Annotated in this window: 13 protein-coding genes; 6 read left to right on the top strand and 7 right to left on the bottom strand. The window is 71.8% G+C overall.

What is annotated here, in order from left to right; genetic code table 11:
* Window positions 1–97 precede the first annotated feature (97 nt).
* On the bottom strand, window positions 98–1,240 hold the full coding sequence (locus AB0K52_RS19175; RefSeq protein ID WP_363533922.1) for an erythromycin esterase family protein: 1,143 nt from the start codon (window positions 1,238–1,240) through the stop codon (window positions 98–100).
* A gap of 838 nt (window positions 1,241–2,078) precedes the next feature.
* Entirely contained in the window at window positions 2,079–4,001 is a 1,923-nt protein-coding gene (locus tag AB0K52_RS19170; RefSeq protein ID WP_363533919.1) for a glycoside hydrolase family 3 N-terminal domain-containing protein, read from the bottom strand.
* A 442-nt stretch (window positions 4,002–4,443) separates the two neighbouring features.
* Between AB0K52_RS19170 and AB0K52_RS19165 the strand changes: the two genes are divergently transcribed.
* The 4 genes from AB0K52_RS19165 to AB0K52_RS19150 are packed head-to-tail and all read left to right on the top strand — an operon-like array spanning window position 4,444 to window position 7,711.
* A complete protein-coding gene (locus AB0K52_RS19165) occupies window positions 4,444–5,115 on the top strand; it encodes a GPP34 family phosphoprotein (RefSeq protein WP_363533916.1) in 672 nt (223 codons plus the stop codon).
* Window positions 5,116–5,167: 52 nt separating this feature from the next.
* Entirely contained in the window at window positions 5,168–6,661 is a 1,494-nt protein-coding gene (locus AB0K52_RS19160; protein ID WP_363533913.1) for an APC family permease, read from the top strand.
* Complete coding sequence (locus AB0K52_RS19155; RefSeq protein ID WP_363533910.1) at window positions 6,651–7,226, top strand: GNAT family N-acetyltransferase; 576 nt, start codon at window positions 6,651–6,653, stop codon at window positions 7,224–7,226. Before AB0K52_RS19160 ends, AB0K52_RS19155 begins: the two co-directional genes overlap by 11 nt.
* A gap of 56 nt (window positions 7,227–7,282) precedes the next feature.
* Entirely contained in the window at window positions 7,283–7,711 is a 429-nt protein-coding gene (locus AB0K52_RS19150; protein WP_363533907.1) for a YkvA family protein, read from the top strand.
* A 2-nt stretch (window positions 7,712–7,713) separates the two neighbouring features.
* On the opposite strand, the gene AB0K52_RS19145 is transcribed toward AB0K52_RS19150, so the two are convergent.
* Together AB0K52_RS19145 and AB0K52_RS19140 are read right to left on the bottom strand one after the other, a co-directional pair.
* Window positions 7,714–7,917: a hypothetical protein gene (locus AB0K52_RS19145; protein ID WP_363533904.1), complete on the bottom strand. Its 204-nt coding sequence runs from the start codon at window positions 7,915–7,917 to the stop codon at window positions 7,714–7,716.
* Window positions 7,910–8,473, bottom strand: coding sequence for a MarR family transcriptional regulator (locus tag AB0K52_RS19140; RefSeq protein ID WP_363533901.1), 564 nt, complete (start codon window positions 8,471–8,473; stop codon window positions 7,910–7,912). The genes AB0K52_RS19145 and AB0K52_RS19140 overlap by 8 nt, the downstream gene beginning before the upstream one ends.
* Window positions 8,474–8,584: 111 nt before the next feature.
* On the opposite strand from AB0K52_RS19140, the gene AB0K52_RS19135 reads away from it, so the two are divergent.
* Window positions 8,585–9,631: a GNAT family N-acetyltransferase gene (locus AB0K52_RS19135; RefSeq protein ID WP_363533898.1), complete on the top strand. Its 1,047-nt coding sequence runs from the start codon at window positions 8,585–8,587 to the stop codon at window positions 9,629–9,631.
* Here AB0K52_RS19135 and AB0K52_RS19130 read toward each other — a convergent pair.
* The 3 genes from AB0K52_RS19130 to AB0K52_RS19120 are packed head-to-tail and all read right to left on the bottom strand — an operon-like array spanning window position 9,628 to window position 12,021.
* Complete coding sequence (locus AB0K52_RS19130) at window positions 9,628–10,356, bottom strand: VOC family protein (RefSeq protein ID WP_363533895.1); 729 nt, start codon at window positions 10,354–10,356, stop codon at window positions 9,628–9,630. The two genes, AB0K52_RS19135 and AB0K52_RS19130, sit on opposite strands and share 4 nt — an antisense overlap.
* Window positions 10,353–10,802, bottom strand: coding sequence for a MarR family transcriptional regulator (locus AB0K52_RS19125; protein ID WP_363533892.1), 450 nt, complete (start codon window positions 10,800–10,802; stop codon window positions 10,353–10,355). Before AB0K52_RS19125 ends, AB0K52_RS19130 begins: the two co-directional genes overlap by 4 nt.
* Window positions 10,803–10,839: 37 nt before the next feature.
* The gene (locus AB0K52_RS19120) at window positions 10,840–12,021 is read right to left on the bottom strand and encodes an aminotransferase class I/II-fold pyridoxal phosphate-dependent enzyme (protein ID WP_363533889.1); all 1,182 of its coding nucleotides are present in this window, start codon (window positions 12,019–12,021) and stop codon (window positions 10,840–10,842) included.
* A 160-nt stretch (window positions 12,022–12,181) separates the two neighbouring features.
* Between AB0K52_RS19120 and AB0K52_RS19115 the strand changes: the two genes are divergently transcribed.
* Complete coding sequence (locus AB0K52_RS19115) at window positions 12,182–13,291, top strand: FAD-dependent oxidoreductase (RefSeq protein ID WP_363533886.1); 1,110 nt, start codon at window positions 12,182–12,184, stop codon at window positions 13,289–13,291.
* Window positions 13,292–13,298: the final 7 nt, after the last annotated feature.

The following is a 13,298-nucleotide window of genomic DNA, read 5'->3' as shown; positions in this document are numbered from 1 at the left end:
GGCGGTCAGCTCCAGCCCCCTCAAGTTCTACCGGTCGAAGCAGGCGATCCCGGCCCGCATGACCGGCCGCACCGGCGGCCGCCGCAACCGCCTCGCGTCATGACGCCGGCGCGCGGCCCTCGCTCACGTGCAGCACCGCGTCGGCGCCCGCCAGGACGGCCCGGTCCAGTGGAAACGGCCCTTGCGGGGACGCGATGTCCGTGCGCTCGGCCGCCGCGGGCAGGCCCGCGGCGGCGACGAGTCCCCACGAGTCGAACCGCCCCTGCAGCCGGCCCTCATGCGTCCCCGGGTCAGGGGCGGGCAGCCCGATCCCCGCGCTGCGACCCAGGCTCCCGACGACGCACGCGTACCGGTCGCCCAGCAGCGACGCCAGGATCGCGCCGGTCCCGGACCACGTCAAGTCCATGCCGCCCATCGACATCCGGGTCACGCTCCGCTGCAGATGCAGGTTGTGGCCATAAAGGAGCGTCGGACCGCGGTCGGCCTCGAGCGAGCGGATGTCGAGCACGTTCTGCGCCATCACCGCATCCCGCACCGCCCCCAGGCGGCTCCACCGGCGCGCGTCCTCCCCCGACCGGGCCGCCTCGCGGTGGTAACGCAGCAGGGCGAGCGCGGTCGTGGCGTTGACGCGGGCCTCGTCCCAGCGGGCCCGCGCGGCGCCCGCGGCGAGCTCGGGGGCGCGGGCGTACAACTCGGTGAGCAGGTCGTCCGCGATCGCGCGCAGCCGCATCGCCTCCTGACCGTCGCCGGGCGACCGCACCGGATCGGTGACGGCCTCCATGCCGGCCCAGCGCTCGTCGTCGCCCGCGAGACCCGCCACGTCGAGGTCGAGCCCCAGATAGTCCCGGACGTGCTCGATATAGCGGCGAGGGCTTTCGGCCGTGAACTCGAACGGCGCGTCGATGCCGTGGAACGCGAGCCGCTCCGGCTCGGGCCGGTCGGCGTTGTACCCGCGCATCCACTCGACCAGCGCCCGGTTCGCCGGAAACGCGCCGAAGCCGTGCGAGAAGCCCTCGGCCATCGCCTCATCGAGCGTGCCGAGTCCATGTTGGACGTAGGCGTTGACGCGGAGGCCGGCCACCCGGTCGGACTCGTACGCGATGGAGCGGAAGCCGCGCTCGACGAGCTGCGCGAAGATCTCGTTGCGGATCTCGGCGAACGCGGGCTCGCGGTGGTCGGGCTCGCCGAGGGCCACCAGGTCGTGGGAGTCGTTGACGAATTCGCGGATGTCTTGAGTCATGGCCTCAAACATAACCTTGAAAGAACGGTTGAGACTTGTCATGGATCTGAGCGCCGACAGGCGCTCCAGAGTCTCAATCTGCGGTCGAACCGCCGTAGCGCGGCGGGGCGCTGTCGGCCCGTTGCCTTAGCGCCCGGGCCATGGCAGTGCGATGGCCCGGGCTCATCCTCGGGCAGCTCGAGTGCTACTGGGACTTCCGCCTGCGGCCGCGACTGGAGGGATGACCGACGATGAGCGCCTGTGGGAGCCGGTCGCCGACTGCTGGAGCCTGCGGCCCGGACCCGAGGGCGCGCTCGAGATGGAGAACGCCGACCCCCGCCCCCGACCCGCCGCGGGTCACCTCCATCGCCTGGCGCGTAGTCCACATCGGATTCGATGTGTCCGGCGTGCGCCCGCGCGTTCGTCGGACCCACGAGGGCCTCGAGGACGCGGACATTGGGAACGCCGACCCCGCCCCGACCCGCCGCGGGTCACCGCCACCGCCTGGCTCATGGTCCACATCGGACAAGATGCGCTCGGCGTGCGCGCCCGCGCTTTCGTCGGACCCCACGAGACCTCGAGGACGCGGACATGCGGGACCTGCGGCTGTGGCCCGACCCGCTGCCCGCCACCGCCTCCGGCGCGATCGCCATGGTCGAGGCCGCCTACGCGGCCTGGCGCGACGGGGTGCGGGCGCTCGGCGCCGCGGCCGTCGAGCGACCGCTCGGACCGAAGGGCGCCTGGTTCGCCGAGGACTCCGTGGCGGCCCTCGTCCTCCACGTCAACCGCGAGTGCCCCGCCCACGGCGCCGAGATCCGCCTCCTCCGCGACCGCTACCGCGACCGGGAGCGGTGGCCGGTCACCCGGTCGTCAGCCCGAATCCGAAGGGGTACAACGGGTCGTAGGCGGTGTCGCCGACGTTCATCGGCTCCTGGTCGTTCGCGCGGGGCCACGTGACCGGCAGGCGCCCGCCGTACGGCGCCGCGCCGAACAGCGGATCGGCCACGCCCGCGCCCTCGCTGCCCGGCAGCCACGCGGCCACGAGCGCGTCGACCTCCGCGAGATGCGACGTGAGCTCGATCGGGCGGCCAGAGACGACGATGACCACGCAGTCGACTGCGGCGCAGACGGTGTCGATCGCGGCCGCATCCGCATCGGACACCCGCATGTCGTGCACGCCCACGCCCTCGTCGCCGATGCCCTCGGCGTACGGGTCCTCGGCGACCACGACGACGCCGACATCGGCGTCCCCGATCGGCTCGGAGGCGTTCTCGCTGAAGGTGATCGCCGCTTCGGGCGCGACCGCCGCCATGCCCTCGAGGATCGTGGTGCCCTCCGTGACGGCCTCGACCGAACCCTGCCAGGAGGCGGTCCAGCCGCCGAGTTGGCGGCCGAGCGAGTCGGCGCCCGAACCGGCCACGTAGACCGACGCGTCGCCGGCGAGCGGCAGGAGGTCGTTCTCGTTGCGCAGCAGCGTCTGCGACGCGGCCGCGGCCTGCCGGGCGACCTCGCGGTGCGCGTCCGAGCCGATGCCGCCCGCCCCGGAGGTGTCCGCGAACGGCCGCTCGAACAGGCCGAGTTCGAACTTCTGGGTGAGGATGCGGGCGACCGCGTCGTCGATCCGCTCCTCGCTCACCCCGCCGTTGTCCACTTCGGCCACGAGCGTGTCGATGAAACGGCGGTACTCGAACGGCACCATCACCATGTCGACCCCGGCGTTGATCGAGAGGCGCACGGCTTCGGCGTAGTCGGCGCTGACCTGGTCCACCGCCTGCCAGTCGGAGACGACGAAACCGTCGAACCCGAGCTCCCCCTTGAGGACCTCGTTGATGAGGTACGAGTCGGCGTGCGCTTTCACCGGCCCCTCGCCCAGGTCGGTGGAGGAGAACGACGCCATCACCGAGCCGACGCCCGCGTCCACCGCGGCCTGGAAGGGCGCCAGGTGGATCGAGCGGAGCTCCTCCTCGGTGAGGGTGGCGACGCCCTGGTCGAGGCGGTACGTGGAGCCGGGCGGGAGCAGGTCGTTCGGGGTGGTCGAGGTGCCGTACGCGGTGCCGCCGTCGCCCACGAAATGCTTCGCGGTGGCCAGGACGCTCGTGTTCGCGGCCAGGTCCTCGCCCTGGTAGCCCCGCACGACCGGCCCGGCGTACTCGACGGCCAGACCCGGATCCTCGCCGTAGGACTCGTACGTGCGGCCCCAGCGGTTGTCGCGGGCCACGCACACGCACGGCGCGAACGTCCAGTGCACGCCGGTCGCGCGGGTCTCGGCGGCGGTGATCGCCGCCGCCTGCGCGGCGAGGTCCGGGTCGTGCGCGGCGCCCAGGCCGATGTTGTGCGGGAAGATCACCGCGCCGGGGAGGGCGCCGTTGCCGTGCACCGCGTCGATGCCGTAGACGAGCGGGATTTCGAGACGCGACTCCATCGCCTCCCTTTGGAAGCCGTCGATCATCCCGGCCCAGCCCTCGGGGGTGTCGTGGAGGGCCTCCGAGCCGCCGTTGAGCAGCGAGCCGATGCCCAGCAGGCCGATGTCGGCGGGGATCCGTTCGATCGCGGGCACGGCGACCTGCGTCATCTGCCCGACCTTCTCCTCGATCGTCATGCGGCCGAGCAGGTCGTCCACGCGGTCGGCGACCGCGGCGTCGGCGTCGCGATAGGACGCCCCGCGGCCGCCGCCGGCCGGCACGACCACCAGCACGGTGATCACGGCGGCCGCCAGCGCGGCGATGAGGGCGGTCCAGAGGACGGCCGGACGGCGGAGGACTGCGGGCAGATGTGCGCCCATGGGGCTCCTTGAGGGGTGAGCGATCGTCTACGGCCCCAACCTGGCTCGACTGTAATGGAAGAGCGCTCCCATGTCCAGTGGGCCGGGAGCGGTGGGACTGGACCGGGAAGGCGGACTCGGGCGACCCGGAAGTGTACGGCCAGGCCTGCATCGGCATCGACGGCGGCGTTCGGTCCGCGGCGGCATCACGGAGTGGCGACCATCCATTCAGTACTTCGACGGGTGCTCTCTGCGGAGCGATCGCGCCGGTCGCGGGACCAATGTTCGACCCCGCGGCCGGCGCATTGCTTACATGGGAGCGCGAGACGTTTGGGGCGCGGTAACGCTTCCACGCAGTACGCGGTCCGCTGGCATGAACTGTCGGTAATGCCCAATACGAACGCCTGCATGGCACCGGTAAGGTAATCGCATGAATCGCCCTGTATAGGAAGGACTACTTCCGGTGCCCGACGCGCCCTCCACTCGTCTGGTCTACGACACCCTCTTGATCACCTCCCTCGACGACGTGTACAAGCCGGCCACGGGCACCCGCGTGACCGGACTGGGCATCGGTGCGGCGCTCCTGGCGGAACTGGTGCTCTCGCAGCACCTGACGGTGTGGGCGAGCAAGGGCGTCGACCTCGTGTGCTTCGACGAGCGGTTCCGGCCGCCCTCGGACTCACTGGCGCTGTGGCTGGTTGAGCACGTCCGAGCCGAGCGCACCAGCCTGAGCGTGCGCGACTGGCTCGGGTTCCTCTCGGCCGCGGACGTGTACACGAAGACCGCCGAGCACATGGTCATGCTCGGCATCATGGTCCGCCGCGAATACCGGTCGCGGTGGCGCCAGCGCGTGGAGGTCGGCTACGAGCCGGCGGACGCGCTCATCGCGAACGCGGTGTTCTCGCGACTGCGCCGCCATCTGTCCACTTCAGAGCGTGATATCTCGGTAGAGGACGCGTTCCTGCTGGCGCTCACCGAAGCCGTTGGGCTCGCCAAACCCCTCTACCACCAGTTCCCTTCCGGCGCACGCGTGTACGCCGGACAGCGGCGGCAGGCCCTGCCCGCACCGCTGCGCGCCGTCCTGGCGCACTTGGCGGCGACGGTGGCGGACATCGCCATCACCGGCGGCCGCTGAACCCCGTTCCCCGACGCCCGCAACTCCCCCGTCACCCGAAGAAGGAGTCCCCATGCCCGCTCCCTCCTCACGCCCCAGCGCGGTGCAAGCCGTCCTGGCGCGCGACAAGCTCGGCACGCTGAGCCTGCTGCACTTCTCCCTGACCGCCGCGACGCCGCTGACGGTGATCGCGGGCGGCGTCGTCGTCATGTTCGCCCTGGCCGGGCAGATCGGCATCCCGCTGGGGTACCTCATCATCGCCGCGTGCCTGTGGCTCTTCAGCGTCGGCTACACGACGATGTCGCGGCACATCACGAACGCGGGCGCGTTCTACGCGTTCATCGCCCGCGGCATCGGCCGCATCCCCGGGGTGGGGGCCGCATGGGTCGCGGCGACCGCCTACTGCGCCATGCAGATCAGCCTCTTCGGCCTGCTCGGACTCACGGCGGAGGGCGTCATGGCCCGGATGGGCCTGGACGCGCCGTGGTGGGCCTGCGCCCTCGTCGCGTGGCTCCTCATCGGTCTGCTGGGCACGCGCGCGGTCGACATCAACGCGAAGGTGCTCGCGATCCTCCTGCTCGTCGAGATCGCCGTGATCCTGCTGTTCAGCGCCTCGAACTTCGCCAACGCCGCCGACGGCGTCCCGCTCGCGGCGATGTCGCCGTCCACGCTCGGCGGTGAGGCGGCCGGGGCGATGCTGGCGCTGGCGGTCACCGGCTTCATCGGGTTCGAATCGCCCACCGTCTACGGCGAGGAGGCGAAGGACCGGCGGCGCACGGTCGCGCGGGCCACCCTCGCCACCGTCGGGATCCTCGCGTTCATCTACATCGCCTCGTCGTGGTCGATCATCGCCGCCGTCGGCGCGGACCGCGTCGTGGAGGCCGCCGTCGCGGACCCCTCGCTCATGTTCACCCTCGCCGGCGACCAGCTCGGCGCCCCGTGGGCGGTCATCGGCGAGGTGATGCTGCTGACCTCGGTCACCGCCGCCGCCTTGAGCTTCCACAACACCACCGCGCGCTACCTGTTCGCGCTCGGCCGCGAGCGCGTCGCGCCCGCGTGGCTGGGCCGCACCTCGCCGCGGACCTCCTCCCCGGCGGCCGCCTCGCTCACCCAGACCGTCGTCAGCGGCGTGGTGATCATCGCCTGGGCGGTCCTAGGCCTCGACCCGCTCGTGCACCTGTTCTTCTACATGAGCACGTCGGCCGGGATCGGCCTGCTCGCCCTGATCGCGACGTGCGCGGTAGCGGTCGTCGTGTACTTCGCGCGCGACCGGCGCGGGGAGTCCCTGTGGGCCACCAGGATCGCGCCGGTGCTCGCGGTCGTCGCGCTGCTGTGGGTGCTGTACCTCTCGGTGCTGCACTTCCACACGCTGCTCGGCGTCGAGAAGGGATCGACGCTGCCGGTGCTCGTCCCGATCCTGTTCGCGGGGTTGGCCTTCCTCGGCGCGGCCTGGGGCGCGTACCTCAAGTGGGGGCGCCCGGACGTGTACGCCGGGATCGGGCACGGCGCGAAGGCCGCGCTCGTGACCGAGGCGTCGGAACCGGTGGGAGTGGCCGGTGGCCGCTAGCGCCGCGCAGGTGGCGGGAATGATCGGCGAGGCCTTCGTGGACGTGCCGACCGCGGTCTGGCTCGTCGAAGACCCGGTCGAACGCGTCGCGGCCGTGGGCGGCCAGTTCGCGCTCGTGGTCGAGCACGCCCTGGCCCACGGCGGCGTGCTCACCTCCGGGCGCGACGACGCGCTCGAGGGCGCGCTCGTCTGGTTCGACCGCACCAAGGACGAGCCGCCGATCCCCGACTACGACGCGCGCCTGCGCGCGGCCTGCGGGCGGCATTACGAGGCGTTCGCCGAGCTCGACCGGATCATGGACGAGCAGCACCCGGCCGAACCGCACCTGTACGTCGCGCTCGTGGGCGTGCGCGCGGACGCGCGCGGCCGCGGCATCGCGGCGGACCTGTTCCGCGACATCCACAAGAGACTCGACGAGTCCGGCACGGCCGCATATCTGGAGGCGGTGTCGCCGCGCACCGCGGCCCTGTACGCGTCCCTGGGCTACCGGCCGCACGGCGAACCGTTCCCGATCGGCGCGGGCGGCCCGCCGCTCTACCCGATGTGGCGTCCCGCCGGCGGCTAGGACCGCCGGTCATCGCACGCCTCCGCCGCGCTTAGAGTCGGCGGCGGAGGTGTGCGATGACCGACTGGTGGTGGCTGGACCTGCTGCTGGCGATCGCGGGCGGACTGGCGCTGCTGTGGATCGCGCTGATCGTCGCCCTGGCGGTCGCCGGCCCGCGCGGGCCGCTCCTGCGCGAGGCGCTGCGCCTGCTGCCGGACCTACTCCGGCTCCTGCGTCGCCTCGCCGCCGACGGCGGCCTCCCGCGCGGCGTCCGCGTCCGGCTCGTGCTGCTCTTCGCCTACCTCGCATTGCCTTTCGACCTGGTCCCCGACTTCATCCCCGTCCTCGGGTACGCCGACGACGCGATCATCGTGGCCCTCGTCCTCCGCTCGGTCGTCCGCCGCGCCGGGATCGAGGCCGTGCGCGCGCACTGGCCCGGCACCGAGGACGGCTTCGACGTGCTCTGCCGCCTCACCGGACTCCCCCTGCCGCGTAAGGAGAGCTGAGGTCAGCGCCAGTCCTCCGGCGGATCGGCGCAGGCCACGGCCTCGGCCGGGCCGAACCGGTGCAGCCGCGCCCGGACCGCTCCGCACACGCACCGGGTCCACACGATCTCGCCTTCCGAGGTGCGGTGGCGCGAGACGACCGCTTCGTTTCCGTCGTCGGTCCAGCCGCACGCCCAGCACGTCGCGGCCCCTGCGCGGTCACCCATGACCGCCTCCTCCGGTCGCGGCGAGGCTCCCCGCCTGCGTGACCGGGCAGGCAGCGCCTTCACGTAGGCACGCGGCCCGGTCGCACAGGCGGCACAGCAGATCGCCCAGAGCGTCGTCCGGCACGCGCCCGGCCCGCTCGGTGCGGTCGTAGACGGCGTGCAGGACCTTCTCCAAGAGCGCTTCCAGCGCAACGCGTTCCGAGGGGTCGAGGGACGCGACGATCGGTTGCAGGACCCCCTTGCGGCTCTCGAGGATCCGCGCCGCTTCCCTCTCGCCTTCGGCCGTGAGATGCACCGCGACCGCGCGGCCCGTGCCGGCGCGGCGCTCCACGAGGCCGCGCTGCACCAGGCCGTCGACCATGCGGGCGGCCGCAGGCTGGCTCAGGCCGATGTACCGGCCGAGCGTCGTCACGGCGAGGCCCGGGAACTCGTCCACGGTCAGCAGCGCCGCACTGGCACTGTCGCCCAGGTCAGCGGCCTTCCGGTGCGCTTCGGCGACCAGATCGGCCACGTTCAGCGCGGTCGCGCCCAAGAGGTTCGCCAATCGATCATGCATGACTCATGCATACCCGCCGCTGCGGCGGGCAAACCGCAAAGCACTGGCGGATCCGGGACCTGCGTGGGAGGGTGTCGCGGTGCCCCACTCCTTCCCGGCGCAGGCCCGCCGATGACCTACCAGACTCGCATCCGACGCGTCCGCAACCCCGATCTGCCGATGGGTCAGCGCTACACGGCCCTGCGCTGCGCGGTTGAGCACTACCGACGGATCGGCTTCCACGCGACATGGCAGTTCATCACAAGCACCGATCCGCACCGACCGGTTCCACTCGATGAGTCCGGACTGTTCGAGGCCCTGGCCCGCCTGGAGACCTCCCGGAACGTGTGGCTTGCCGAGATGGACTCCTACGCTGCGCGCCGGACTGCGCTCAAACACCTCGGAATCCAGGCCGACCGCGAGGAAGTGCATTACCGACACAGTCAGCGCTGGCCCGGCCCGGACGCCCACGAGGCCGCGACCGTCGCCGTGCGGTACTTGCGGGACCGGGATCGGGAGTTCCACGGCCCGCCCGAGGTCTGGGAGCCGTTCACACCGCTCGAACAGGAGCTGTCCGGGCTGGTGGACGCCTTCCTGGGTCTGGGCCTCGACGCCTCACAACGCCGGCTGCTCTCGACCCTTCATACCCAGGTCACGAACGCCCGCCGACGACACACCCGCCACTACGACCTGTCGCTCGCGACTTCGCGGCTCTCTTGGGCGGCCACACTCATGCGAAACGACGCACTGCCGCTCGTTCGGCGCGGCTGGACCGGGGACGCCGAGGCGATCACCGCGATCTTCTGGGCCGCCCGAGGCCGCATGGCGTACCTGCCGACGCTGCACACGTTCGAGCAGACGCGCTGGTGGGTCGCGAACATCATGGCCCCGCAAGCGGAGCTGTGGGTCGCCGAGATGCGCGGCGTCCCGGTCGGGTTCGCTGCGCTGCAGGGCGACTCGCTCGACCACCTCTACCTCGACCCCGCGCACCAAGGCCGGGGCATCGGGGAGGCGCTGCTCGCGAAGGCGAAGCGCCGCCGCCGCGAGCTGCGGCTGCACGTGTTCGAGCAGAACACCGGCGCCCGCGCCTTCTACGCGCGGCACGGATTCACCGTCGTCGGCGGCGGCAGCGACAACGAAGAGGGCCTCCCCGACCTCGAGATGCGCTGGCGTCGCTAGAGCTGCTTCGCCAAGTCCGCGGCCGTGGCGAGTGCGCTCGCGGCGGCGTCGCGTTCGGCGTCGGTGAGTTCGGTGTCCTCGACCTGCTTGACGAGGGCGGCGGCCTTCGCGTCGTCCCCTTCGCGCAGTGCGAGTTCGGCCCGGTAGACGAGCGCGTCGAGCAGTTCGGGCTTCGGGGCGTCGCCGCCGTGGCGGGCGAGGGTCGAGTCGAGGAGCTTGACCGCCTGGACGGTGTCCCCTTTGGACTCGCCGAGGATGACCGCCTTGACGAGGGTCCGGCCCAGTTTGCCCTGCGGCGCTTCGGCTTTCTCGGCGTCGTCATGCTGCGGGAAGAAGCGGATGACATTGCCGCTCGGGTCGGTCAGGGAGAACCCGGCCCGGTTGCCGGTGTTGCCGCGTTTGCGCGGCCGGGTCACGCGAGGCGTCCCCGAGACGAGGACCTTGCCGTGGACCTTCCGCATCCCCGCCGCGAACTCGTCCCACAGCGACCCCGTGTCGGGCACGAACACCAGGCAGGTGCCGTAGTTGGCCTCGGGGTCGAGGGCGTCGAGGCCGAAGAAGTGCAGCTGCCAGTCGTCGCGGGCCATGACGATGTACGGATTCGGGCGGGTCTGGTGGTGGGTGCGGCGGAAGCCGAGCATCTCGTAGAACTCGCTGGTCTCGTCGATGGACCTGCACGGCAGCAGGGGAACGGTGACCGTTCCGGTGACGACGGTGCCGCTCATCGGCTTCCTTCCGGTTCGAGCGCGTCGGTGAGTGCGCGCAGGGCCGCCGTGGCGGTCGCGATCTGTGACGGGGCAAGGGAGGCCGCGAGGGCGTCGGCCCAGACGGCATGGGCGCGTTCGACTTCGGCCAGCGCACGGCGTCCGGCCGGGGTCGGGTCGAGGAGCTTCGCCCGGCGGTGGCGCGGGTTGTCTGTGAAGGCGGCGAGGCCGTCCGCGGCGAGCGCGTCCGCGGTCTGCTGCACGCTCTGGCGGCGCAGGCCCATCGTGCGGGCGATGTCGGCGACCGTCGCCGGGGCGTGGTCGATGACGCCGAGGACCTGCCAGCGGGCGCTGGTGAGCCCGGCGGGCCGGGCGAGGGCGTCGCCGGCGGCAAGGAGGGCGCCGTTGGCGCGGAAGACCTCGATGGCGAGTTCGGACACGGCGAGGCCTCGGGGGCTGAGTTCCATGCCTCCGAGGCTACGTCAATTGACAGGTACCTGTCAACTAGGCGACTGCGGTGGCCATCCGGTCGACGGCCTCGGTGATGATCTCCGGCGAGGTCGCGTAGTTGAGGCGCACATGGCCCGCGCCACCGGTGCCGAAGCGGTGCCCGGCGTTGAGGGCGACGCGGCCGCGTTCGAGGAAGACCGCGGCGGGGTCGTCGCCGAGGCCGAGCGCGCGGCAGTCGAGCCAGGCCAGGTAGGTGCCCGGCTGCGGGCGGTAGACCACTTGCGGGAGTCGGGTTTCGATCGCGGCGGCGAGGTGGCGGCGGTTCTCTTCGAGTCCGGCGAGGAGGGCGTCGAGCCAGGCGCCGCCTTCGCGGTAGGCGGCGGTCTGGGCGATGGCGCCCAGGTGGCTGGTGCTACCGCTGAGCTCCTCGGGCATGCGGGCGAGTTCGGCGGCGGAAGCCGGTCCGGCGACGGCGAGGGCGGCGCGCAGGCCGGGCAGGTTCCAGGCCTTGGCGGCGGAGGTGAGCGCGAAGCCGTTCTCGCCGCCGGGGACGGTGAGGTAGGGCGTGAACGCGGTGCCGGGGGCGCAGAGCGGGGAGTGCGCTTCGTCGGCGACCACGCGGACGCCGTAGGAGTCGGCGACGCGGGCGACCCGGGCGAGTTCGGCGGCGGTGTGGACGGTGCCGGTCGGGTTGTGAGGGCTGCAGAGGAGGTAGGCGGCGCGTCTGCCGCGGCCGAGGGCGAGTTCGAAGGCCTCGGCGAGGGCGGCGAAGTCGATGCGGTGGTCGCGACCGAGCGGCGCTTCGATCACCTTGCGGCCGTTGTAGGCGCAGAAGTCGTAGAACGGCGTGTAGACGGGGCTGTTGACGATGACCGCGTCGCCCGGGGCGGTGATGAGGTCGAGCATCGCGACGACGCCGAGCATGACGTCGGGGACGGGGCGGACGCGGGCGGGGGCGAGGTCGCTCCAGTCCCAGCGCGCGGCCGCGAATTCGGCGAAGGACTCGGCGTAGGCGGTGCCGTGGGGGTAGCCGGTGTCGCCGGCGGCCATGGCATCGGTGACGGCCTTGGTGATCGGTTCGGCCAGGGGGACGTCCATCTCGGCGACCCAGAGGGGCAGGACGTCGGCGGGGTGTTCGCGCCATTTGCTGCTGGTGCGCTGGCGGAGCTGGTCGAGGTGGAGTTGCCGGAGCGGGTTGCCGGGCAGGTCATTCGAGGCATTTGTGACGTCGCTCATAGCAGAACGGTAGCGAAGTTTCTCCGTTGTGTCACCTAGCGGCGGTTGGGGTCTGGCGCGTGAGCGGTGTCACGGGACCGGATCGGACTCGCACCTTGTAGTTCGTACTGCGAACTATTATGGTTCGTTATACGAACTAGTTTTCCGGAAAGGGAACGACATGACGCAGCAGGGCAAGACCGTGGCGATCATCGGCGGCGGGTACGGCGGCGCCGCCCTCGCCAAAGCGCTCGACGAGCACGCCGACGTGGTCCTGATCGAACCCAAGGACGCCTTCGTCCACGCCGCCGCATCGCTCCGGGCCCTCACGCGGCCGGACGAGTTCGCGGCGCGGATCTTCTATCCCTACGACGGAATCATCAAGCGCGGCAGGCAGATCCGTGAATACGCCGCCGGTGTCGACGAGCGGGGCGTCACCCTCGCCTCGGGCGCGCGGGTCGAGGCCGACTACATCGTGGTCGCCACGGGCTCGGGTTATCCGTACCCGGCCAAGACCCGCGCCGACTCCACCGATGAGGCCCTGGCGCACTTCAAGGCGACGCACACCGAACTGGCCGGGGCCGCTCGCGTGCTCATCGCCGGGGCGGGGCCGGTCGGCTTGGAGCTGGCCGGCGAGATCAAGGCCGTGTGGCCCGAGAAGCAGGTCACCATTGTGGACCCGTCCCGCGAGCTGATGCCCGGCTACGAGCCCGAACTGCGCACCGAGCTCCACGCGCAGCTCGAGAAGCTCGGCATCGAGGTGCGCCTCGGCACGAGCCTCGACGACGAGCCGGCCGTCGAGCCCGGCCGCGCCGGAGCCGTCTCGGTCACCGCCGAAGGCGAGCGCATCGAGGCCGACATCTGGTTCCGGGCGTTCGGGGCCAGCACCAACTCCGGGTACCTCGAGAACGGCGGCATCGCGCCGCTGAACCGGCGCGGCCGGCTGCCCGTCACCCCCAAGCTCAATGTGGAGGGACACGCGCACGTGTACGCGATCGGCGACGTCACCGATGTGAACGAGGAGAAGCGCGCCGCCTTCGCCGGCCGGCACGCGGAAGTGGTGGCCGCCAACATCATCGCGCAGATCAACGGGAAAGCGCCGGAGCAGGAGTACGAGCCCTCGCCCGTGCGGGTCGCGATCGTGCCGCTCGGACCCGAGCTCGGCGTCGGCCAGATCCCGACCGAGAACGGCCCCGCGCTGGTGCCGCTCGAATCGGTCATCGAATGGAAGGGCCGCGACCTCATGACCGGCTACTTCGACGCCGCGTTCCGGCTCGAGCCGACCGCGTAGCGAGACT

This window comes from Glycomyces sp. NPDC049804, from assembly GCF_040674615.1.
GTDB classification, from domain to species: Bacteria; Actinomycetota; Actinomycetes; order Mycobacteriales; family Micromonosporaceae; genus Glycomyces; species Glycomyces niveus.
Note: the sequence above shows the minus strand (reverse complement) of the source record. Positions and strands in the feature narration are given on the sequence as shown.

Bases quoted from the DNA above. Each gene is read 5' to 3' on its own strand.
- AB0K52_RS19145 (WP_363533904.1), bottom strand. From the start codon at position 7,917: ATGGGTGACCGCGCAGGGGCCGCGACGTGCTGGGCGTGCGGCTGGACC.
- AB0K52_RS19125 (WP_363533892.1), bottom strand. From the start codon at position 10,802: ATGGAACTCAGCCCCCGAGGCCTCGCCGTGTCCGAACTCGCCATCGAG.
- AB0K52_RS19130 (WP_363533895.1), bottom strand. From the start codon at position 10,356: ATGAGCGGCACCGTCGTCACCGGAACGGTCACCGTTCCCCTGCTGCCG.
- AB0K52_RS19115 (WP_363533886.1), top strand. From the start codon at position 12,182: ATGACGCAGCAGGGCAAGACCGTGGCGATCATCGGCGGCGGGTACGGC.
- AB0K52_RS19170 (WP_363533919.1), bottom strand. From the start codon at position 4,001: ATGGGCGCACATCTGCCCGCAGTCCTCCGCCGTCCGGCCGTCCTCTGG.
- AB0K52_RS19175 (WP_363533922.1), bottom strand. From the start codon at position 1,240: ATGACTCAAGACATCCGCGAATTCGTCAACGACTCCCACGACCTGGTG.
- AB0K52_RS19120 (WP_363533889.1), bottom strand. From the start codon at position 12,021: ATGAGCGACGTCACAAATGCCTCGAATGACCTGCCCGGCAACCCGCTC.
- AB0K52_RS19150 (WP_363533907.1), top strand. From the start codon at position 7,283: ATGACCGACTGGTGGTGGCTGGACCTGCTGCTGGCGATCGCGGGCGGA.
- AB0K52_RS19135 (WP_363533898.1), top strand. From the start codon at position 8,585: ATGACCTACCAGACTCGCATCCGACGCGTCCGCAACCCCGATCTGCCG.
- AB0K52_RS19160 (WP_363533913.1), top strand. From the start codon at position 5,168: ATGCCCGCTCCCTCCTCACGCCCCAGCGCGGTGCAAGCCGTCCTGGCG.
- AB0K52_RS19140 (WP_363533901.1), bottom strand. From the start codon at position 8,473: ATGCATGATCGATTGGCGAACCTCTTGGGCGCGACCGCGCTGAACGTG.